Source organism: Streptomyces sp. NPDC088747 (genome assembly GCF_044751025.1).
Lineage (GTDB): Bacteria > Actinomycetota > Actinomycetes > Streptomycetales > Streptomycetaceae > Streptomyces.
Window position 1 is genome coordinate 492,840 of sequence record NZ_JBIVKZ010000001.1, and the last position, 20,007, is coordinate 512,846.

22 protein-coding genes are annotated in these 20,007 nt (G+C 69.3%); 15 read left to right on the top strand and 7 right to left on the bottom strand.

Annotated elements, in window-relative coordinates; translation table 11 throughout:
• Positions 1 to 3: 3 nt before the first annotated feature.
• The 3 genes from ACIP79_RS02480 to ACIP79_RS02490 form a co-directional block, all read right to left on the bottom strand.
• Positions 4 to 489 (bottom strand): hypothetical protein, encoded by a 486-nt coding sequence (locus ACIP79_RS02480; RefSeq protein WP_401218215.1) that lies wholly within the window; start codon positions 487 to 489, stop codon positions 4 to 6.
• Complete coding sequence (locus ACIP79_RS02485) at positions 486 to 1,037, bottom strand: DUF4913 domain-containing protein (protein ID WP_401219203.1); 552 nt, start codon at positions 1,035 to 1,037, stop codon at positions 486 to 488. Before ACIP79_RS02485 ends, ACIP79_RS02480 begins: the two co-directional genes overlap by 4 nt.
• A gap of 236 nt (positions 1,038 to 1,273) precedes the next feature.
• Positions 1,274 to 2,029, bottom strand: coding sequence for a DNA-methyltransferase (locus tag ACIP79_RS02490; protein WP_401218217.1), 756 nt, complete (start codon positions 2,027 to 2,029; stop codon positions 1,274 to 1,276).
• A 513-nt stretch (positions 2,030 to 2,542) separates the two neighbouring features.
• Here ACIP79_RS02490 and ACIP79_RS02495 point away from each other — a divergent pair.
• The 7 genes from ACIP79_RS02495 (at position 2,543) to ACIP79_RS02525 (ending at position 9,870) form a co-directional block, all read left to right on the top strand.
• Positions 2,543 to 3,661 carry a C40 family peptidase gene (locus tag ACIP79_RS02495; protein ID WP_401218220.1) on the top strand — a complete coding sequence of 373 codons (1,119 nt, stop codon included), beginning with the start codon at positions 2,543 to 2,545 and terminating at the stop codon, positions 3,659 to 3,661.
• A 137-nt stretch (positions 3,662 to 3,798) separates the two neighbouring features.
• Complete coding sequence (locus ACIP79_RS02500) at positions 3,799 to 4,113, top strand: DUF6112 family protein (RefSeq protein WP_401218223.1); 315 nt, start codon at positions 3,799 to 3,801, stop codon at positions 4,111 to 4,113.
• Entirely contained in the window at positions 4,113 to 4,802 is a 690-nt protein-coding gene (locus ACIP79_RS02505; RefSeq protein WP_401218226.1) for a hypothetical protein, read from the top strand. The genes ACIP79_RS02500 and ACIP79_RS02505 overlap by 1 nt, the downstream gene beginning before the upstream one ends.
• A gap of 36 nt (positions 4,803 to 4,838) precedes the next feature.
• Entirely contained in the window at positions 4,839 to 6,212 is a 1,374-nt protein-coding gene (locus ACIP79_RS02510) for an ATP-binding protein (RefSeq protein WP_401218229.1), read from the top strand.
• A gap of 81 nt (positions 6,213 to 6,293) precedes the next feature.
• Positions 6,294 to 7,766, top strand: coding sequence for an SCO6880 family protein (locus ACIP79_RS02515; RefSeq protein WP_401218231.1), 1,473 nt, complete (start codon positions 6,294 to 6,296; stop codon positions 7,764 to 7,766).
• A gap of 99 nt (positions 7,767 to 7,865) precedes the next feature.
• Positions 7,866 to 8,327, top strand: coding sequence for a DUF6238 family protein (locus tag ACIP79_RS02520; protein ID WP_401218234.1), 462 nt, complete (start codon positions 7,866 to 7,868; stop codon positions 8,325 to 8,327).
• 28 nt (positions 8,328 to 8,355) lie between these two features.
• Positions 8,356 to 9,870, top strand: coding sequence for a VirB4 family type IV secretion system protein (locus ACIP79_RS02525; protein ID WP_401218236.1), 1,515 nt, complete (start codon positions 8,356 to 8,358; stop codon positions 9,868 to 9,870).
• A 158-nt stretch (positions 9,871 to 10,028) separates the two neighbouring features.
• Here the strand turns inward: ACIP79_RS02525 and ACIP79_RS02530 are convergent, their stop codons facing one another.
• The 4 genes from ACIP79_RS02530 to ACIP79_RS02545 form a co-directional block, all read right to left on the bottom strand.
• On the bottom strand, positions 10,029 to 10,811 hold the full coding sequence (locus ACIP79_RS02530; protein ID WP_401218239.1) for a sulfite exporter TauE/SafE family protein: 783 nt from the start codon (positions 10,809 to 10,811) through the stop codon (positions 10,029 to 10,031).
• A 147-nt stretch (positions 10,812 to 10,958) separates the two neighbouring features.
• Positions 10,959 to 12,677: a hypothetical protein gene (locus tag ACIP79_RS02535; RefSeq protein WP_401218241.1), complete on the bottom strand. Its 1,719-nt coding sequence runs from the start codon at positions 12,675 to 12,677 to the stop codon at positions 10,959 to 10,961.
• Entirely contained in the window at positions 12,674 to 12,997 is a 324-nt protein-coding gene (locus ACIP79_RS02540; protein WP_401218244.1) for a helix-turn-helix domain-containing protein, read from the bottom strand. Before ACIP79_RS02540 ends, ACIP79_RS02535 begins: the two co-directional genes overlap by 4 nt.
• Positions 12,998 to 13,001: 4 nt before the next feature.
• Positions 13,002 to 14,078, bottom strand: coding sequence for a tyrosine-type recombinase/integrase (locus ACIP79_RS02545; RefSeq protein WP_401218247.1), 1,077 nt, complete (start codon positions 14,076 to 14,078; stop codon positions 13,002 to 13,004).
• Between the two features lie 186 nt (positions 14,079 to 14,264).
• Here ACIP79_RS02545 and ACIP79_RS02550 point away from each other — a divergent pair, with 186 nt between their 5' ends.
• From ACIP79_RS02550 to ACIP79_RS02585, 8 genes are all read left to right on the top strand, one after another.
• Positions 14,265 to 14,672, top strand: a complete 408-nt coding sequence (locus ACIP79_RS02550) for a hypothetical protein (RefSeq protein WP_401218250.1) — start codon at positions 14,265 to 14,267, stop codon at positions 14,670 to 14,672.
• Entirely contained in the window at positions 14,669 to 15,133 is a 465-nt protein-coding gene (locus ACIP79_RS02555) for a hypothetical protein (protein WP_401218253.1), read from the top strand. The genes ACIP79_RS02550 and ACIP79_RS02555 overlap by 4 nt, the downstream gene beginning before the upstream one ends.
• A complete protein-coding gene (locus ACIP79_RS02560; RefSeq protein ID WP_401218255.1) occupies positions 15,123 to 16,067 on the top strand; it encodes a hypothetical protein in 945 nt (314 codons plus the stop codon). The genes ACIP79_RS02555 and ACIP79_RS02560 overlap by 11 nt, the downstream gene beginning before the upstream one ends.
• Positions 16,068 to 16,276: 209 nt before the next feature.
• Complete coding sequence (locus ACIP79_RS02565; RefSeq protein ID WP_401219252.1) at positions 16,277 to 16,636, top strand: hypothetical protein; 360 nt, start codon at positions 16,277 to 16,279, stop codon at positions 16,634 to 16,636.
• Between the two features lie 295 nt (positions 16,637 to 16,931).
• Positions 16,932 to 17,726, top strand: a complete 795-nt coding sequence (locus tag ACIP79_RS02570; RefSeq protein WP_401218258.1) for a hypothetical protein — start codon at positions 16,932 to 16,934, stop codon at positions 17,724 to 17,726.
• 217 nt (positions 17,727 to 17,943) lie between these two features.
• Positions 17,944 to 18,090 carry a hypothetical protein gene (locus tag ACIP79_RS02575; RefSeq protein ID WP_401218261.1) on the top strand — a complete coding sequence of 49 codons (147 nt, stop codon included), beginning with the start codon at positions 17,944 to 17,946 and terminating at the stop codon, positions 18,088 to 18,090.
• Between the two features lie 169 nt (positions 18,091 to 18,259).
• Positions 18,260 to 19,612, top strand: a complete 1,353-nt coding sequence (locus ACIP79_RS02580; RefSeq protein WP_401218263.1) for a PP2C family protein-serine/threonine phosphatase — start codon at positions 18,260 to 18,262, stop codon at positions 19,610 to 19,612.
• Positions 19,609 to 19,980 (top strand): STAS domain-containing protein, encoded by a 372-nt coding sequence (locus ACIP79_RS02585; RefSeq protein ID WP_401218266.1) that lies wholly within the window; start codon positions 19,609 to 19,611, stop codon positions 19,978 to 19,980. The genes ACIP79_RS02580 and ACIP79_RS02585 overlap by 4 nt, the downstream gene beginning before the upstream one ends.
• Positions 19,981 to 20,007 lie beyond the last annotated feature (27 nt).

The window sequence follows — 20,007 nt, forward strand, 5'->3', positions numbered from 1 at the left end:
CGTTCAACGGGTGTGATGGTGCGCGGGGTTGTGTGCGGGACGGGGCAGGCCCGACAGTGCGGTGGGCGGCGGACCGGGCCGGGGCATGGGAGTGACGTTGGTCAGCTGCGGGGAGCGGGAGCGTGCTGCGTGGGTGCGGGCGCTCAGCGGCCGGCGGGTCATCCCCAGGCGGCGGCCGACCTCGTCATAGACGTCGTTGCCCGCACGCGGCCGGACCGCGACGACGTGGATCTCCTTCTGGTGCGCGGACTCCGCGGGCGCCATTCGGACGCCGTAGACGACGCGCCAGTCCTTGCGCGAGTCCACGAACAACTTGCGGTAGCCCTTCAGGTCACCGTCGAGGCGTAGCCCGAAGCGCTGCGCGTTCACGACTTCCTGCAGGTAGGCGAGAGTGAGGTCGCGGATATTGCTGGGGGCCTGGAGCAGGTCGGTCAGGGCGCGGGGGTCGAAGCTCAGTCCGAAGGCGGGCTGCCCCTGTCCCCCGGTCATGACGTCGGCTCGTCCGGCTCGGTGGGCCCGGCGGCTTCCGCCGTGGCCGCCGTCTCCGTGCGTACGGACGGCGGCGGACCGGGCAGAAGACGGTGCGCGGGCCGGTCGGGGGAGGCCATGCAGGCCGACAGCGGTCCGCCCGGTGCGCGGATCGCCGCGACTGCGTGGGTGAGGAAGTCCCGGTGCCACACGAAAAGGCCGCTCAATCCGGCTTCCGGGTCCTTGTGTTGCTGGTAGGCGAGCCACAGGGCGTGGAGCCAAGCGACGACGTCGTCGTGTTCCTGCCACTGCAGGCACCAGGGCGCCGCGGTGGTGACCTCAGACCCGTAGACCGGGAGGAAGAAGTCGTCGACCCAGTCCGACAAGGCGTCGAGTTCGTCCTCCCTTTCCTCCCCGTCGAGTTCCAGGATCGGGCGGGGCTCTGGCGGGGCGGCGGCTGGCGGGCCGCCGAGCCCCGGCATGCCGAACGCGGCGAACGGCGATCCGCTCGGCTCCGGGGCAGACGCGAGGTGGTCGAGTTGCTGCGCCTGCTGCGCCGACTGCTCCATGAGCCGTCGGACGCTCGCCTCGATTCCCTGCAGCTGCGGATCGGGAATGCGTACCGGCTCCAACTCCCCATCGTCAAACGGTTCTATGGATTCGGGCATGAAAAGGTTGGCCTCCTACGAGACGCAGAATGAGAGGGGCGAAAGCGGCGACACGCGGAGCAGCCAGCGAGTTACAAGTCGGCTCCGGCATTGCTGACTTGGGCACCGGTCGCCTTGACGGGAATCGCGCTCGCGGCTCAGACGGTGAGAATCACGTCGTCTTGCGTGAGGGTCTCGCGGATCGTTTTGGTGAGCCGGTCGGCCGCGATTGACGCGTAGTGCTCGGTCTTCTCCACGCCGATGAAGTCCCGGCCTTCCAGCAGGGCTGCCACGCCCGTGGAGCCGGAGCCGGCACAGAAGTCGAGCACCGTGCCCGCGTCGGGGCTGATCTTGACCAGCTCGCGCATCACCTCGACGGGCTTCTGCGTGATGTGCTGGCGCTTCGCCCCCGAGGGCTGCGACGCGGAGTACATGCCCGGTAGATAGACCGGGTTCCGGGAGCCGTCGATCGGCCCCTTGCTGGCCCAGACGATGAACTCGCAGTTTTGCGTGAACCTCCCGCGCTGGGGCCTGGCCTGCGGCTTGTGCCAGGCCAGTACCCCACGCCACAGCCAGCCGGCCGCCTGGATCGCGTCCGTCGTGACGGGAAGCTGACGCCAGTCGGTGAACAGCAGCGCGGTGCCGCCGCTGCGGGTGAGGCGGTGGGCTTCGGTCATGATCTGCGTCAGCCAGAACCCGTAGCTGCGCTGGTCCATGTTCTCGCCGGTGAAGTCCGGCAGGGTGTGCTGGGCGTCGGCGGAGGTGTATTTCTGCTTCGCGGAGCGGGTGGTGCGCTCCTTCGCGGTCCTACCGCCCGAGTTGTACGGCGGATCGGTAATGACGGAGTCGATGCAGTCGTCCGGAAGGCCGGCGAGAACGCTGAGGGCGTCGCCCTGGTGCAGGGAAAAAGGCAAAGAGGAACCCCTATTCGGGTGGGGAATCGCGGAGGGAACTAACCGCCTCGCGCAGGAATCCTCGCGGGCCGGAAGTGGGCATGCAGGAGCCCAGAGCCGCAGACCGAGGAAGGCGAGGGGGAGTCCAGAAAACTGTAGAGGCGAATCCGCCGACGACCAAGAAGTGCGTTGCTGAGGTACTGGATTCCGGCACCTCACGCCAACTTTTTGGTCAACCGCCGATCCGCGCCTACTGTATTTGAACTGCCCGGCGCACACCGCCGCTGGCTACTTGCCCCCACTCCTCATGGAGGTTCCCCCTGCCCCGGCACACCTAGCTCACGGCCCGGCCACACGGTGCGAGCGGCAACTCGCCCGCACCGGCCCGCCCTGATCGCCCACCCCGGCCGCCGCGCCCTTCCACCACGCCTCGCGCACGCGGCAGCCCGGACATCGCACCCCAAAGGACACGCTCATGACGTCCCGCTACCCACCCATGCCCGAAAACGCTGACCCGCGAGCGGTCCGCTCCGGTTGAAGTGGCTCGCCGCCGGCATCGGCGTCGTCTTCCTCTCCCCGATCCTGATCGCCGGCACCGGCATGATACTGGCCACCTCCGCCGACGCCGTGCAGAGCAGCGGCTCCTTCAGCAACTGCCTGACCAACCTAGACACCGACAAGGTCGCCGAACAGGTCACCAAGATCCTCGACGGAGCGCCCGGCAAGAACGTCCACATCGAGGGCCTGGACCTGCCGGCCGAGCAGGTCCCCAACGCGGCGACGATCGTGGCCGCCGGCCTCTCGCTCGACGTCCCAAAGAAGGGACAGATCGTCGCGCTCGCCACGGCAATGCAGGAGAGCCGGCTGCGCAACCTCAACTACGGCGACCGTGACTCACTCGGCCTGTTTCAGCAGCGTCCCCTCCAGGGCTGGGGCAGCGCCCAGCAGATCCGCGACCCGGTCTACGCCTCCGAGCAGTTCTACAAGCACTTGATCAAGGTCGACGGCTGGCAACAGATGACCGTCACCCAGGCCGCCCAAGCCGTGCAGAGGTCCGGCCTGCCGGACGCGTACGCGCAGTGGGAGAACCTAGCCGCCGCACTGCAGGACGCCATCGCCAAAACTTTCCCCGGCGGCGGCAACGATGCGGACCAGGGCAAGGAGCCGTCGACCAGTACGACCGGCTGCGCGCCGGGCCAGGACGGTTCCGGCTTCGGCCGCATCCCCGAAGGGAGCGTCCCCAAGGGCTACGCGATCCCAAAGGACACCGATCCGACGGCGCGCAAAGCCATCGAATGGGCGATGCACCAGCTCGGCACGCTCTACCAGTGGGGCGGCTCCTGCACCAACTCGCACGGCTCCGACCCCATGGGCCGCTGCGACTGCTCCAGCCTGATGCAGCAGGCGTACGCGCATGCCGGCATCACGCTCCCCCGCACCACGTACACGCAGATCAACGAAGGCAAGGCGGTCTCGCCCACCCAACTCAAGCCCGGTGACCTGGTCTTCAGCCGCGGCACCGCCGCCCGGCCCGAGCACGTCGGCATGTACATGGGCGAGGGCCTCGTGATCGAGGCGCCGCGCACCACCAAGCCGGTCCGGATTACCCCGATCAAGGACTGGACGATTCTCGCCGCCCGCCGCGTCCTCTGACGCCGCCCTCCCCCGCCTGGCACCGCGCCGGGCGGGCCGCCGACGCGGCTCCGCACCCCGAGCACATCTCCCCCTCCGCTTTCCCCTTCCCGCCGGCCCTCGCCTGGCCCGCGTATGCAAGGAGCCCCGCCACACCTATGTCCGTCCCTCTCGCAGACCGCGTCATCCAGTTCGCCTACGACCCAGGAATCTCGCCCAAGGGCGGCGGCCTGCCCGGCCTGAGCGTGCTGAAGAACGTCGTCAACACCATCAACATGTTCGGGATCATCGCCGTCGTCGGCGCCCTCGCCGTCTCGCTCGGCGTGTGGGCCTGGGGCCACCACACCGGCGGCCACCAATCGGAGGCCAACGGGAAGAAGGGCGCCGTAGTCGCCGCGGGCGCCGCGCTCGGACTCGGCGCCGCCAACGGCATTGTCGCCTTCTTCTCCGCCCTGGGATCGCAGGTCCACTGATGCAGAAACGACTCCCCTCCCTCTCGCTGTCCTCGTACGGCCTGGGCTGGCCGGCCAACCAGCGCATCGCGATCATCGCTCTGGTCGTCGCCGTCCTGCTCGCCATCGCCGGGGCCGTCGCCTGGCTGTCCGGCGGCGGAAGCAGTCACCAGGCCGCGGACAGCGCCGCGCCGGCCCCAGCGCACAGCCCCTTCTCCTCCGAGGCCGCGCCCGGACCCACCGCCGGATCGGGGTCAGTGCCCAAGCCGCAGATCGCCGATCCGGTCGCCTACGCGAAGGCGGCGGCCCAGATGCTGTGGTCCTACGACACCCGCGACACCAGCCGCGACCAGCAACTGGCCGGCATGCGCGCCTGGATGACCACGGAGTCCAAGTACGCCGACTGGGCCTCGGTCTCCGTCCAGGTTCCCGATCCGGTGCTGTGGTCGCGGATGGCCGACCAGGACCAGCACGCCACCGCCAGCGTCACCGAGGGCCACTACCCGAGCGCGTTCAAACAGGCCCTGGCCGAGGATCCCTCCGCGATCACCGAGGCGTACATCTACGTCGTCACCGTCAACGGCAAGCAGCAGATCGCCTGGAAGAAGGGCGGCAGCGGAGCCGAAGAACGCGCCGTGACCCTCGCTGTGCAGTGCCACCCGGACCACGACTGCACCCTGGCCGCGATCGCACCGAGCGTCACGCAGTGACCCGCGCCTGAGACAAGAAAAGGGGAGTAACTCCTCGTGGGCTTCTGTGATTTTCCCTTGGCAGACAAACTGTGCACCGTCGGCGACGCCGTGGATTTCGCCTCGGACCCCGGCAAGGCCATCGGTGACTGGATGGCGAAGTCCGCCGGTGAACTGGCAGCCGCCGCAGCCGATCTGGCCGCCGAGGCCGTCAACACCACCACGAAGGTGGACCTGAACGCCGGATGGTTCATCGACAACTACGAGATGTTGCTGCCACTGGGCCTGGTCCTGCTGGTCGCGACATTCTGCGCGCAGCTGGTCCGGGCCGCCATCCGACGCGACGGACAAGCGCTGACACAGGCATTCACCGGCACCATGAGCGGCGTCCTGTTCGCCTTCGGAGCCATCGCCTTCACCACAGTCGCCGTCGAAGTGGTCGACGCCGTCAGCGACGGCCTGTTCAAGACCGCGCACCTGAACATCGAGTCGGCCGTGCGCCGCATCGTGAAGGTCAACCAGATCGGCGGCCTGTCCAGCCTGGGCTGGCTCGTGCCAGTCGTCGCCGGCCTCGGCGCAGCCAGCGGCGCCTTCCTCTATTGGTGCGTGATGATGGTCCGCAAGGTCGGCATCCTCGTCATGGTCACACTGGCAATCTTCGCCAGTGCCGGCGGCGGCTGGGAGGTCGCCCGGCGCTGGCGCAAGGGCTGGATCGAAGCCACCGCCACCCTCGTGGTCTCCAAGTTGCTGATGACCGTGATCTTCGTGCTCGGGATCGCCGCCATGGGCAGAACCGAGGCCAAGGACGGCATCGCCGCTCTGGCTGACGTCATGTCCGGCATCGTGATCATGGTCTTGGTGTTGCTCTGCCCGTACGCCGTCTTCAAGTTCGTCCACTGGGCAGCCGACGGCACCGACGGCGAGTCCATCCACCGCGCCGGCGGCGCGGGAGCGCAGATCGCCAAGGCGCATGCCGAAAAGGCCGCCCGCAAGGCCGCCGCAGCTGCAGCCACCGCCGGAACCGGTGGCGCTGCCGCCGGAGCAGGCGCTGCGCCGCAAGGCCCCGACGCCAGCGGGGGCGGCTTCCCCGGCGACGTCGCCGCCCACCCGACCGGCGGCGGAGAGGGCAACGGAGGTTCGCAAAGCGGTGGAATGGGCGTCTCGCCTGGTGCCGATGTCGTCAAGTCCAGTCTGGAGAAGGCCGTCCAGCCCGCGCCGATGAGCGTGTCCGACGACACCAGCAGCCAGGTGGGCGGCAGCCCGGGGCCGGGGGGATCTGGCGCGAATGCCGCGTCCGGCCGGGGCGGCGGATGGCAGTCCGCTCCGCCGACCACGACTCCGCCGCCGCAGGGCGCACCCCTGTCCTCCGGCTCACACAACGCCACGTCGAGCGGGTCGGCGTCACCGCCGCCGCCTCCGACCGGCCTCTGATCCCCTGCCCGCCTACCGGGGGCGGGGCGTGCACCGCACCTCCTGCCCCCGGGTTCCACCCGCGTCTCCAGGACCCGCCACTTGACTGATCTCTCCGTCGCCCCGGTCACGGTGAAGTTCCCGCACCGGTCCCGCCGTGGCATCCTCCTCGGCCTCTCGCTGCCCCAACTTATCCTTGTTTCCTGCACGTTGGCGGTGCTGCTGATGACGGTGATCTCCACCGGAATCCTCGGCGCCGTCGCGCTGACCCCACTGTGGGCAGCTTCCGGTGCTCTCGTCGCGATCCGCCGACACGGCCGCTCCCTCATCGACTGGGCACCGATCGTCACCCGTTACGCACACCGGCGCCGGACCGGCCAGACCCTCTGGCTCGCCCGGCCCGTGACCCGGCCCCGGCAGGACGGCGTCCTCCACCTGCCCGGCACCACCGCCTCCCTCAAGGTGGTCACCCCCGGCGACTCCGCCAACGGCGCCGCGGCCGTCCACGACCCGCACCAGCAGACCCTGACCGCCGTCGCCCGCGTCAGTAGCCGCGCCTTCGCTCTCCTCGACCCCGCCAGTCAGAACCACAACGTGAGCAGCTGGGGACGCGCGCTCGCAGGCATCGCCCGCACCGGTCATATCGCGACCGTGCAGGTGCTGGAGCGCACCGTCCCCGACAGCGGCGATACCCTCACCCGCCACTGGGCCCAGTACGGGCAGCCCCAGACTCCCGTAGCCGGACAGATCTACTCCGAACTGGTCTCCTCGGCCGGCCCTGCCGCAGCACCGCACGAGACCTACCTCGCCATCTCCCTCGACCTCAAGGCCGCCCGGCGCCTGATCAGCCAGGCTGGCGGAGGCTTGCCCGGGGCGTTCACCGTCATGCAGCAGACCACCGCCTCCATCGCCCAGGCCGCACGCAACGCGGGACTCCTGGTCACCGGGTGGCTGAGCGCGCGGGAGATCGCCGCCGTCATCCGCACCGCCTATGACCCCAAGGCCCTCGCGGCCCTCCAGCAGTGGTCCGAGACCGGCCGCGCCGAGGCTGACCCCGCCGCCGCCGGGCCCGTCGTCCAGTTCGAGGAGTACGACCGCCTCGCCACCGACAGCGCACGGCACGCGACGTACTGGGTAGAGAACTGGCCGCGCACAGAAATGGGAGCCGGGTTCTTGCACGGGATCATGTTCACGGCCGGCGTGCGGCGCAGCCTCTCCCTCATCTACGCGCCGCAGGGGCTCGAGTCCGCACTGCGGGACGTCCAGAGGAAGAAGGCGGCGATCATCGCCGACGCCAACGAACGGGCCCGCCGGGGGCAGGTCGACAGCGAGGAAGACTCCGTCGAGTACGCCGACGTCAAGCAGCGTGAGCGCCAGCTCATCGCCGGGCACGCGGACGTGGCCCTGACCGGCCTGGTCACCGTCACCGCCGAGACCGACGCCCTCCTGGACGCCGCCTGCGCGCAGATCGAGACCCACGCTGTCACCTCGGGTGTCGACCTCCGCAGGCTCAACTACCAGCAGCCGGACGCCTTCACCCTCACCGCGCTCCCGCTCGCCCGGACAGCCCCGTGAGCCGGCCCCGCCGGCCAGCACCCGGCCCGCTGCTGTTCGCTCACCTGCGGCGGATCACCCGTCGCCGACCCTGCCCCCCGGCAGGAAGGACCACCACCTTTGACCTCTCGCACACCTCCGGACGACGCGCACCCCTACCTCCGCGCCGCGAGCGCCGGAGTCCGCCACCACACCCGGGCCCTTGCCTCGTCGGACGTGACCCCTCCCCGGCCGGCGGACCGCCTGCACCTTGACGTGCTCCACGCCCACCTCACCGCCCTGCACCAACTCCTGGACCGCCTCGCCGAAACCACCCGTCCGCCACACCCCGCCGCCGGCCGCCACCTCGCCACCGCGCACACCCGCCTCTGGCAGGCCACCAGTGAGGTCCACTCCGCCTTCCACCTGCTGCCCAACAACACAGCAGCAGAGGCCGAGTCGAGCGCATGCCATCCAGAGCGGCTGCCCGAAGGACCGCCCGTGCTCACGATCTGCCAGCGCCACCTCGCCGCCGGACACATCATCCGCCGCAAGACCACCCCCACCGACCTCCGCCCGCACACCACGGCCTGCGTGCGATGAGCACCACCCGTAGAAACGAGGGCCACCGATGAGCCACCGGCCCGCCCGTCGCGCACGCCGCGCGTCCGCCAGCCCGCTCTTCACCCCCCACGGCACCGACCGCGCCAGCCGCAAGGCCGCCCGTCGCCAACTCGCCGAGGCCACCGTCAAGGCCCGCGCGGAAGCCAGCGCCCACCAGACCGAGAGCACATCCGCCGAGCACGAGATGCCCGCCGCGCTCTACCCACCGAGCGGACGTCCCGGACCCGCCTCCGCGCGCAATAACCGGCTGAAGCTGCCCGCCCACCGCATGACGACGGCCGTGGCCGCCGGCGCGTACCCCTTCCTGGCCGAAGGCGGACTCGGCGCCGAGGGCATCTACGTCGGGCGCGACGTCCACGCGGAAGCGTCCTTCGTCTTCGATCCGTTCGCCCTTTACGGCAGAGTCGAGGGATTCACCAACCCGAACCTCTTGCTCGCCGGAGTGATCGGCCAGGGCAAGAGTGCACTCGCCAAGAGCTTCGCGCTGCGTTCGGTGGCCTTCGGATACCGCGTCTACGTGCCGTGTGACCCGAAGGGCGAGTGGACGCCGGTGGCGGAGGCCCTCGGCGGCCGGGCCGTAGCGCTCGGCCCAGGACTGCCCGGCCGGCTGAACCCCCTGGACGCGGTCCCGCCCCCGGAGAGCGTCTGCGAGGCCGACTGGGTCGGCGAGATCCGCAAACGGCGTCTGCTCCTGCTCGGTTCGCTGGCCCGGACGGTCCTGGGCCGGGACCTGATGCCCATGGAGCACACCGCCCTGGACGTGGCCCTGGACGCCGTTGTCACCCGCGCCGTCGACACGGGCCGCACCCCGCTGCTCGGCGATGTCGCCGCCACCCTCAACAACCCGGGTGCGCTCGACGAGGCCGCCGGGATGATGTCGGGCCAACTCGGCGACGCCGCCCGCGACCTGGCCCACGCCATGCGACGCCTCGTCCACGGTGACCTGGCCGGCATGTTCGACGCCCCCTCCACCGTCGCCTTCGACCCGAACGCGCCGATGCTCACCATCGACCTCTCCCGGCTCGGCGGCTCCGGCGACGACACCGCCCTCGTCCTGGCGATGACATGCGCCTCCGCCTGGATGGAATCCGCCCTCTCCGATCCGTCCGGCGGACGGCGCTGGATCGTGTATGACGAGGCGTGGCGATTGATGAGACATGTCGGTCTGCTGCAGCGCATGCAGGCCCAGTGGAAGCTGAGCCGCGGCCTCGGCATCGCGAACGTCATGGTGATCCACCGGCTCAGCGACTTGCTCACCGCCGGCGACGCCGGATCACAAGGCCGGGCTCTGGCCGAAGGACTCCTCGCGGACTGCTCCACCCGCATCATTTACCGCCAGGAGACCGACCAACTCCATGCCGCAGCCTCACTGCTCGGCCTGACGTCCGTCGAAATGGACGCCATCGCCCACCTCAACCGAGGGCGTGGCCTGTGGAAAGTCGCCGGACGATCTTTCATCGTGCAGCACCTCCTGCACGCGCATGAGCTGGCGCTCTTCGACACCGACGCCCGCATGCACTGAAAAAGCGCCGAGTTCACGAAAACTGAAGCGCCCTTGCTGCCTCTCCGACTCCGTGAGGTGCAGTGATGAGTGTAGGTGCGGTCCTGAGTTCCCGTCGGCTGACCCTGTGCGTCACCCGTTCCGACAGCAGTCCACGGCCGGAAACTGAGTCCCGGTCATCAACTTGCGATCTGTACGGCGTAGAGAGCGCCGATGCCTGCGGCGAGAGTGCCGAGGAGGAGCCGAAGACCGGTCTCGGGCAGATGTGGCTGGAGCCGGGCACCGAGGTATCCGCCTACCAGGCCACCGGCTCCGCACGACAAGCCCAGGAGCCAGTCGGGGGCGACGTCGCCTGCAACGGCCAGGGAGAGCAATGCGTAGGTGGACGACCCGATGATCGAGGTGATGAAGGTGGAAGCCAGGGCTGCGGGTGCCACCGCAGCGACCGGTATCCCGCGGCCGACGAGGATCGGGCCGAGCAAGGAGCCGCCCCCGATGCCGTAGATGCCGCCGGCCACTCCGACGGTCATGGCCAGCGCCGTCGTTGCTCGGGGCGAGGGCGGCCGAGTCGGGCGGACAGCCGCTGGGCGCAGTGTCCGTGCCAGCAGCCATACTCCGAGGGGCAGCAGCAGGAAAGCGACGAGGAGCCGGAAGACGCGCGGGCCAGGAACGGCGAAGACGCGGACCACCGCGCCGATGACCACACCTGGGACGGTGCCCGTGATCAACAGGCGGGTGAGCGGCCCTCGCAGGCTTCCCGCCCGATGGTGGCGCAGCAGCGCACCGGGACCGGCGACGACGTTGTAGAGAAGGTTGGTCGGTGTCACCGCTGGACTCGGCACACCCAGGATGCTGACCTGCACGGGCAGCAGGAAGACGGCTCCGGAGACGCCCACAGGCGCCGTGACCAGCGATATGAGCAGGCCGACCACGAATCCGAGGAAGGCCGTCGACCACTCCACTACAACCCCCTCAAAGACCACAACTCCTGGAACACGCCCGGGAACGTGGGTGCCTCCCGTTCGCATGCACAACGGCCCCTGCGTGATCCAACCGTCTCCCGAGAGGATGAACAACTGCTGCCCGATCTCGTCTACCGAGCGAGTCGGCTACTGCGCGTGGTCGCCGTCGGGGTCGGTCTGTGCGAGGACCAGGGTGTAGCGCATGGCCGCGTCGATTCCGATGCCGAAGAAGTCGCAGATGCGTCGTACGTCTCCGCCGGTGGCGAGGATCTCCTGGAGGATGCGGTCCTCCCTCAGTGCCTGGGGCGTCACGCCGAGGTTCCTCCAGGCGTAGAGCTTGCTGGTCGGTGTGGTGCGCGGGGCGGTCTTGCGGTTGACGATCAGGTGGGGGTTCAAGGTGCTGGGCCAGTTCCGCGCTCGGTAGTCGAGGTAGGCGGTGAGGCGGGTCAGGACCGGCCTGGCGAGCGGGACGGTCTTCTCGCCGAGGGTGAGTTTGCCGTCGCTGATGTCGGTGAGCTGGATCGCGGCGAGTTGCGGGCCGGTCAGTCCGTGGAAGGCCACCAGCGCGACGGCCAGGGCCACGGTGGGGTCGGGCGAGTTGAGCGCATCGCGGATCTTGGCCGTGTCGAGGGGCATGGGGACGGTGGTGTTGCTCCGGGCGACGGGGACGCCTCTGGTGGGGTTGGTGAAGACCTTCTTGCGGGACTTGAGGATGGCGAAGACCGAGCGCAGTCCCTGATCGGCGAAGAGCCGGTTGGCCCCTTCCGTCGGCAGTGCCTCGACGAAATCGTGCCTGCTGATCTCGGCGAGCGAAGTGTGTCCCTGCTCGGCCCATCGTCGCCAGATCGGGGCCATGCCCTGTATGTGCAGGTGGATGGTCTGCTCGTGGCGTGGATGTCGCCGCGGGACGTTAGCGCTGCCCTTGAGCATGACGTCGAACCACAGCTGCAGTTGCCCGGCCATCTCTTGCGGCAGACCGGTGGTCTTTTTCTCGAAGTACTGCTCGACGGCTGTGGTCCGGTCGTCGACCAGGAGGCCAGCGGCGGCGAGGATCTCCAGCGTCGAGGTCTGGGTGCCGCCGTATCGGATGCTGGCGGCGACGTCGCTGACCAGAATCTTCGCGCCCGGCCAGTCCTGCAGGGCGTCCAGCAGTTTGAGTGTGTGGACAACACTGTTGGTCTGGCGCCGCGTCCATGCGTGTCGCTCGGCATGCTCGCGCAAGACCGGCGCACAGTAGCGCAGGAGCCGCGAATCGCCCGTCAGGGCACGGCCCTTGATGGCGCCGTGCCCGGGTGGCATGCGGAACAGCATCAGCTGGCGCGTAGCGGCAATGGTCGTGGGAAGCGCCGGTGGCTGCTTCCGCTGCAGTTCACGGGCGCTGGCGGCACGACGTCGGGCGGCTCCGGTCTTGTCGGACTGGAAATTGGCGAGGAAGAGCTGCTGTCCGTGCTGGTTAGCGGTCTCCAGGTTGGGTGCTCTTCCGGGCTGTTGATGAAGGCGGGCGTTCTCCCAGCACAGTCGGCAGGCGCCCTGTCCGTTGATCCGGCTTTCGCGTCCGCAGAACTCGCAAGAGTCGACGGGGTAGTGGGTGAACCACCAGCGGCAGCTCCAGCACTGCCAGCTGTTGGACCGGTAGACGCCCCAGGCCAGGCAGCCCCGGCAGGAGCCGACATGGAGCGGGGCTCCGGGATGGCAGCGGGTGCACAGTGCCTGGCTGAAGTAGTCCATGCCGCCGCAGGCCCGGCATGGCGGAGGGGTAAACGGGCCGCCGGGCAGGCAGTTGTAGCAGAAGTCCATCCGCGGCTTGGTCCACGCGACCCGGCTGACCTGGCACACCGCGCATTTGCCGGGCGGTGGGGAGCTCATAGCGGCGGCTGCGAGCGCGGACGGTCGAACCGTGGGGTGACGGCCGGGCCGTCATGGGAGGCCGTGCCGGTCCCCCGTTCGGACGGCCTGCGGGCGGCGACCTTCTCCGGTTCTCGGATCAGCAACGCGGTCGGGTCGCAGTCCAGGACCGCGCAGATCACGTCCAGGTCGTCCAGGCGGATCGAGGTCGGTGTTCCGGTCCACAGCGCCGACATCTTGCCTGCGCTGATCTCCAGTCCGGCCTCGGCCAGGAGCCGGCGCATCTCGGTGGACTTCCAGATACCGCGCTCGGCGGCCTTCAGCCGCAGGTTCCACTGCATGGGTTCACACCTCTCCGAAGCGTGCTTCGAGCCGCTCGTTCGCACTCATCCAGGCTCGCTCGACGTGATCGCTGTGGACGTGGATGTAGCGGGTGGTCGTGGACAGCCATTCGTGTCCCAAGAGTTCTTGCAGGGCCTTCAGATCCATCCCCTCTCCGTAGAGCGAGGAGGCGCAGTAGTGCCGCAGGACGTGAGGCGTGAGCCTTCCCTCCCAGGCCGGCAGCCACAGCTTGGTGGCACTCGCCAGGCCGGCACGCAGGGAGCTGTGGTTGATCCGCGTGCAGTGCCCGGTGAGTTCGTCGTGCCGTTCACTGGGCAGCAGCGGGGCGTCGGGATGCGACCAGTCGGGCCCGAACTGGTGGCGTACGTCGGTGAGCCACCAGTCGATCAGACGGTCAGCGCCGTTGATCGCCGGGACCAGCCGTGGCTTGGGTCCTCGGCCGCGGCTGCCCTTGCCGTGGCGGACGTGGAGCTTGCCGAACGTGCCCAGTTCAGGGCGCCAGTCGCGGATGTCGAGCATGCGCGACTCGTTGATCCGCAGACCCAAGCGGCGCCACAGCGAGGCCACGAAGTAGTTCCGGGCGGCCGGGAGGTACTTGCGTGCCCCGGCGACCGACGTCCGCCACTGGCCGAAGAGCTGCTCGACCTCGGCGTCGGAGGGCGGGATCCGTACGTTGGCGAAGACCGGACTGCTGGGGCGGTTGTACTCGTCGATCGGCTGCTGGACCACCGAGCCTGTCAAGGCATGGATATCGCCCTGGTACCGGCTGATCACGAAGTCGTAGAAGTAGGCCAGCATCCCGGCCTTGGCCGCCCGCGTGCTGTGGGCTCGGCCCTCCAGCCGCAGACCGGTCAGGAACCGGTCGGCGTCGTCGCACGACGCAGTCCACAGCGGACCGTCGAGGCTTCGCGCGAACTCGAAGATCGTCGCCCGGGCATTGCCGATGTGACTGTCGGTCAGGTTGGCCGCGGCCATGGACAGCGCGAACTGATCAACGATCTCTTGCTCGAAGTCCTCGACGTCGCGCTGCGTCGGCAGCGCACGAGCCGAGGAGATGTTCCGAACTACTGCCAGGGTCATGGGCTGCTCGGTTCAGCGAGACAACGGCTGAGTCGAGATTACTGGCAGAGCTTCAGGATTTCCGACGAATCGTCAAACTTCTCCGCCCGCCCTGGGCACCCCATGCCACCTGGCCTGCAGCCCACTCCCACCGAGCCGAACCTGAACGAACACGGCGGCTTACAGACAGACAAAGGCAAGAGGCTCATGAATTCCGCTGCCCAGCGCAAACTGATGCCTCGCGACGCCACCCTCCACCTTGTCGGCGCGCTCGACGACATGAAGGCCAAACTCCTCGACGCCGCCGAGCAGTGGCAGGTGCTGGACGAGACCGGTCATGTGCCGGCCACGCCGTCATGCGCCGATCTGCTCCAGCATGCTGCCGACGCGCAGGCCCTCTGCCGCGACGTCGTCCGCATGACTGCCGAATTCGCCCGGACCGTCCACAGCACGAACCGCGCCGGCAGCGCCGTACGCACCCACCTCGCTACGGCGGCCACCACGTCGAGCCACGCAGCCCCGCACTTCGCCGAGGCCGCGGAGACCGCTCTTTCCCTGTCCCGGTCCGCCAGCCCGACCGACCGACCGACCGGTACTACCGGGAAAACCGCATGATCATCGACCACGCCACGGCTCGCGCCTATCTGCGGCGCGGGTCGGAATCGCTCCGCGACGCGGTCAAGGAACTCGACGCGCACCTCGACTTCCACCGCTTCTTCCGCACGCCTTCCCGGCGGGAAAGGGCGGCGCCCCCGCCGCCCAGGCCGAACGCGCACGCCACCGGTAGCCCGCACCGAAGCATCCACGTCGGCATAACCCTCTCAAGGAGTCCCCTGAACCGCCCCGCTCACTTCAGCGACGCCGACTGGGCCGAGTACCAGCAGTGCCAGGCCGAGCACGACGACCTCATGGCGCAGGTCGCCGAGCGCGAAGCCCAGTTGGAACACGGCTTGATCAACGCTCACGACGAGTACGAATTCGACTTCTTCCCTCTTGCGGAGCCAAAGCCCAGTCCCACTCGCCGGACCTGGCCGCTGCGCCACGCACCCTCGCGCGGGAGAAGCCGTGGTCGCTGAGGACAACAACACCCCGACCGCCTCCCACGCCGACGCCCACCGCACGTCCGTCGACGCGTCTGCGCTCGCGCCGCTCCCCGACCACCGCAACGTGGACACCGCCTGGTGGCAGGAGCTGTGGCGCCGCCACGCGCACATCACCACGCCGCTGCGGCAGCGCGGGCTGGAGTGCGACATCGAGTTCGGCCTCAGCACGTACATCGTGCGCGTATCACTCCCCGACGACAGTTATCTGATCATCGGGCCGCCGCACGAACCGTCCTGCGACCGTCAGGTGGGGGACCCGGAGGGGTGGATCGTGACCCGCCAGCATCCCGACGAAAAGACGCTGTTCGAAGTGATCTACGACTCGCCCCCCTCCGCCGACACTGGTGCCCCTGAGCGGCCCGAAGCCCGCCACGGCGGCAATGCCACGCACCTGATCGAGGCGATCGACCAGCGGCTCATCCAACTCGGGCTGCTGCCCGCTGTCTCCTCGTCCACCGCAGGCGCGCACATGTCCGCAGCCACGCCGACGCTCCACGCGCCCAAGACCCCGGCCGTCTGCGACAACACGGATCGCACCTCCGCCTACGGCGACGCGCTCCTCGCTCTCACCGACCGGCTCAACGCAACCGAGTCGCACGCGGACGCCGCCGCTCTGCTGCACCAGGTCCTGGACCCAACCAGCGGCCTGCTGGAGCGGCTCGGCGAGTTCTTCGAAGCAGCCGGGGAGAAAGCCAAGGAGGCCGAGCAGGACGACGGATTCGACCTCCACTACGACCTTGGGGACGCCGCGGCCAACTTGCGCAGTCTCGGTGAGGACCTGCACACCGCTGTCGACCGCATGCGTGCTCTGGCCCCCGCGCGCCAGACCACCAGCGCTGCCCTCCCTCCGGGCCCGAGCCCGGGGCCTCCGACCGCGAAGATCCGCCCTCCGGGTCGCACCCGGTGAACCAGGCACGCCCGACACTCACTGCGCAGTCGTCTGACTCGAAGACCTGGAACGTGTCGCCTTCCCGGATTGTGAGGTTCACGAGCCGCGGGCCCGACTTTGTGAGCTCCCGTCTGGCGCGGGGGCCCGGATGACGGTCCGCGTCGCCACTGGAGGGGTGCAGACTGCGCTACCTAGGCACTCCCTCGGGGCCTGAGATTCGGGCCGCGATGAGCGCCGGACGCATCGGCTGCACGACCACCCCCGCGCAAGGCAGTCGGATCCCCCAGGGCGCGCTGTATGCCTGTGACAATTCCAAGTTCGGCAGCGACGGCAAGGGCCGCTACTGGCCCGGCGCCGACCACCACCTCGGCCTCCTCGCCGACCTCACCTACCAAGCCCCTGGTCCCGCCCACACCCGGGCGATCGCCTCCGCGCACCAGGGTCTCGTGGACCGGCTCGGTGAGAGCCGCACCTGCCTCGCCCGCGCCGCGAAGCAACTGCGTGCCGCCGCCGACACCCGGGCGACACCGGCCGTGACCGCGCCGTCCCCGCCAGCAGCATCCACCACCGCATCCCGTACCCGCTAACCCGCTATTTCCCCGGAGCCCTCTGATTCCCCTGCACACCTCCGCCCGCCGCACCGCCCTCCTGCTCACCGCCGTATCCGTCGCGCTGACCGCGTCCGCCTGCGCCACCTCCGGCAGCCCGGACGCCGACACCACAGCCACGGCCACGGCCACCCGCACGCCGACCGCCGAGCCGGCGCTGACGAAGCAGGAGGCCCTCGCCCAGATCGCCCACTACTCCAAGATCAACAATCAGGCCAACGCCGACCGGAACCGCGCCCGGCTCGACACGATCGAGGACGGCCCGCTGTACGCGATGTCCGTCTCGGACTACACCGAGACCGAGGGGCTCCCCTCGTCGGACCGCAAGCCGTACAAGCCGTGGTCCTACGACTCGGCCATGGCCAAGCTGTACATCCCGCGCCTGGGAGCCGGACAGGACCGCTGGTTCGCCGCCGCGCTCTCGGACCAGAAGGGCAAGGCCCCCTCGCGTCTGGCAGTGTTCGCCGAACGCCCCCAGCACAAGCGCTGGGAGATGGTCTCCGTCGTCGACCTCGACAACCAAAAACTGCCAAACATCGCCCTCGACCGGGACGGGTACGCGACGGCCGTCGCCGCCGACAGCAACAAGCGGCTGGCAGCGGGCGCCGACCTCCTACGCACAGCCGTGCTCGACAACTTCGCCACCGGAGGCGCGAACACCGGGACGAAGGTCTTCGCCCCGACCAAGGCGAGCAAGCGGCAGATCGATGTCCATGACAAGACCGGCACCCGCTACGGGAACCAGGGCACCACTGTCTTCGCCGGCGCCGCCAACCGCTACACGGACGCCTACGCCCTCAAGACCACCGACGGCGGCGCGCTGATTCTCTTCTCTCACACGCACACCCAGACCGACGCCGTCGCGCACTCCGGTCTGCAGATCAACCCCGGCAAGGACGACCGGGCCTGGCTCCACGACGTGCCCCGCACGTCCATCACGTACACGTTCGTGTGCAACGACGCCGCCACCGTCCCCGCGAAGGCCGAACCGTCCCGACTGATCGGCTACACCTGCGCCCGCACCGCCGCCTCCGGCCCCCCGGTTGCCTCCTGGTCGGACCACGCGTAGACGCACCACCCTGACGCGCGCCGCACGACACCTTGACGGCCGCCCAACCTCCCCCGATTCCTTGCTCAATCTGGAGATCCCCCCTGTCCACACGTTCCTTCATCGCCCGCCCCACCACCGGCACGGGGTACAGAGGCATTCACGTCCAGCTCGACGGTGTACCAGCCACCACCTGCCTCTGCTCCTGGCCGCCTACCAGCACAAGTTCGGACGCGACGTGGAGGCCATCTCCCGTCACCTCATCGACGACGTCGCCGTCGGCTGGCACGAGCTGGGCATCGACCTCCACAACGATGCCCCGCCCACGCTCGTGGCCGCACTGACCAGTTGTCGGTTGACTGCGATCTTCCGGTCGATGGCCTGAGGGCGGCTGGGTTTCTTGGCGCCGGGAGGCTGGTCTAGGCTGCCTCCGTCTTCGGCCAAGAGGCCGGCATGCCAAGGAGGGACAGACGATGCCGCAAGCGGGATATGCGAGCGGCCCAGCGGGCCCGCCAGGCCGGCGAACGCTCAATGCGGTGCAAGAAGCGGCCCGGATGGACGCAGTGCGCCGTTACAACATCCTCGACACCCCGCCGGACGGTGCGTTCACCCGCGTCGCGGCGATGGCGGCCCGGCTGTTTCAGGTGCCGGTGGCGAGTGTGACGATCGTCGACGAGGACCGGATCTGGTTCAAGGCCGCCCACGGCCTGGAAGGCGTGAGCGAGATCGGCCGGGAGCCGGGCCTGTGCGGCTCGGCGATCCTCGCCGACGAGACCCTGGTGATCCCGGACACTCTCACTGACCCCGTCGCCTGCGACAACGGCCTGGTCACTGGACCGATGGCAGTGCGCTTCTACGCCGCCGCCCCGATCATCACCGGCGACGGGCACCGGCTGGGCACCGTCAATATCCTCGACACCAAGCCCCGTCTGATCACCCAGGACGACACCGCCACCCTCGCGGACCTGGCAGCGATCGTGCTGGATGAGCTGGAGATGCGGCTGGCGGCCTTGAACGCCCTGCGCGCAGAGCAGGATCGGCGCGTCGAGCAGGAGGAGGCTCGAGAGCGCGCAGAACGCGACATGACAGCCATCCAGGCGTTCGCCTCCACCCTCCAGCGCACCCTGCTCCCGCCGGCGCTGCCGGTGGTACCGGGGCTGGAACTGGCCTGCCACTACGCCACCGCCTCCCCGCAGGACGTGGGAGGCGACTTCTACGACGTCTTCCCCCTGGACGACACGAGGTGGGCGTTCTTCCTCGGAGACGTGTGCGGCAAAGGTCCCGAAGCCGCCGCCGTTACCTCCCTGACCCGCTACACGCTGCGCGCCGCCGCGCAGATCAACCCGGACCCCGAAAGGGTCCTCACCGCACTGAACAAGGCGCTGCTGCTCGATCCGGCCGTCGGCACCCGGTTCTGCACCGCCATCTTCGGCATCCTCGAACCGCACAAGAAGCAAGGGTTCACCGTCACAGTGGCCACCGGCGGACACCCCCCGGCCTACCACCTGCGCGGGCAGGGAGCGGTGGAGACGGTGCAGCCCAAGGGAGGCATGCTCATCGGCGCCCTCGCCGAGGCGCGATTCGCCTCCCACAGCATCCACCTCGCCGCGGGCGAAGGACTATTGCTGTACACCGACGGGCTGACCGAGGCCCGCATCCTGGGTGGGGGCATGCTCGGCGAACAGGGCCTGGCCGCCTTCCTTGCCGCGCGTACCGCACCGGTGAGTGCGGCGGCAATCGTTGAGGACACCGTCGCCCTCCTCGACGCCACGCCTCACGGAGCCGGTGACGACGTCGCCCTGCTGACTCTGTCCGTTCCCCTCGCAGATGCCGTGGACGGCCTCACCGCCAGCGCCACCGCCCACACCATCGCCCCCGTCGGCGAGATGCCGGAGAGCCGCCCGTGACCGCCTTCCGCCTCACCGCACAACACACCGACGGTGACCTCGCCCTGGCCCACGTCGCCGGGGAACTCGACGTAGCCACCGCCCCCGAACTGCGCGCCCAGGCACTGGCCCTGATCGAACAAGGCCACCACCACCTGATCCTCGACCTCGAAGCCGTCACCTTCTGCGACTCCTCCGGCTTCAACGCCCTGGTCGGTATCTACCGCTGCGCCAAGACCGCCAACGGCACACTGGTCCTGGCCGCCGTCCCTGCCCGCCTTGAGCGGCTGCTGGAACTCACCGGCCTCAGCACCCTGCTGCCCGCCCACCCCACAGCCGCCCACGCCCTCGTCGCCCACACCCGCAGCCAGGACTCAGCCAGCGCCTAACCCCTGCGGTGGCCGTGTCACAACGAG

Excerpts from the sequence above, each read along its gene's own strand:
- ACIP79_RS02580 (WP_401218263.1), top strand. The coding sequence starts at position 18,260 with ATGGACGCAGTGCGCCGTTACAACATCCTCGACACCCCGCCGGACGGT.
- ACIP79_RS02535 (WP_401218241.1), bottom strand. The coding sequence starts at position 12,677 with ATGAGCTCCCCACCGCCCGGCAAATGCGCGGTGTGCCAGGTCAGCCGG.
- ACIP79_RS02570 (WP_401218258.1), top strand. The coding sequence starts at position 16,932 with ATGTCCGTCTCGGACTACACCGAGACCGAGGGGCTCCCCTCGTCGGAC.
- ACIP79_RS02545 (WP_401218247.1), bottom strand. The coding sequence starts at position 14,078 with ATGACCCTGGCAGTAGTTCGGAACATCTCCTCGGCTCGTGCGCTGCCG.
- ACIP79_RS02500 (WP_401218223.1), top strand. The coding sequence starts at position 3,799 with ATGTCCGTCCCTCTCGCAGACCGCGTCATCCAGTTCGCCTACGACCCA.
- ACIP79_RS02555 (WP_401218253.1), top strand. The coding sequence starts at position 14,669 with ATGATCATCGACCACGCCACGGCTCGCGCCTATCTGCGGCGCGGGTCG.
- ACIP79_RS02540 (WP_401218244.1), bottom strand. The coding sequence starts at position 12,997 with ATGCAGTGGAACCTGCGGCTGAAGGCCGCCGAGCGCGGTATCTGGAAG.
- ACIP79_RS02480 (WP_401218215.1), bottom strand. The coding sequence starts at position 489 with ATGACCGGGGGACAGGGGCAGCCCGCCTTCGGACTGAGCTTCGACCCC.
- ACIP79_RS02485 (WP_401219203.1), bottom strand. The coding sequence starts at position 1,037 with ATGGAGCAGTCGGCGCAGCAGGCGCAGCAACTCGACCACCTCGCGTCT.
- ACIP79_RS02565 (WP_401219252.1), top strand. The coding sequence starts at position 16,277 with ATGAGCGCCGGACGCATCGGCTGCACGACCACCCCCGCGCAAGGCAGT.
- ACIP79_RS02525 (WP_401218236.1), top strand. The coding sequence starts at position 8,356 with ATGAGCCACCGGCCCGCCCGTCGCGCACGCCGCGCGTCCGCCAGCCCG.
- ACIP79_RS02550 (WP_401218250.1), top strand. The coding sequence starts at position 14,265 with ATGAATTCCGCTGCCCAGCGCAAACTGATGCCTCGCGACGCCACCCTC.
- ACIP79_RS02505 (WP_401218226.1), top strand. The coding sequence starts at position 4,113 with ATGCAGAAACGACTCCCCTCCCTCTCGCTGTCCTCGTACGGCCTGGGC.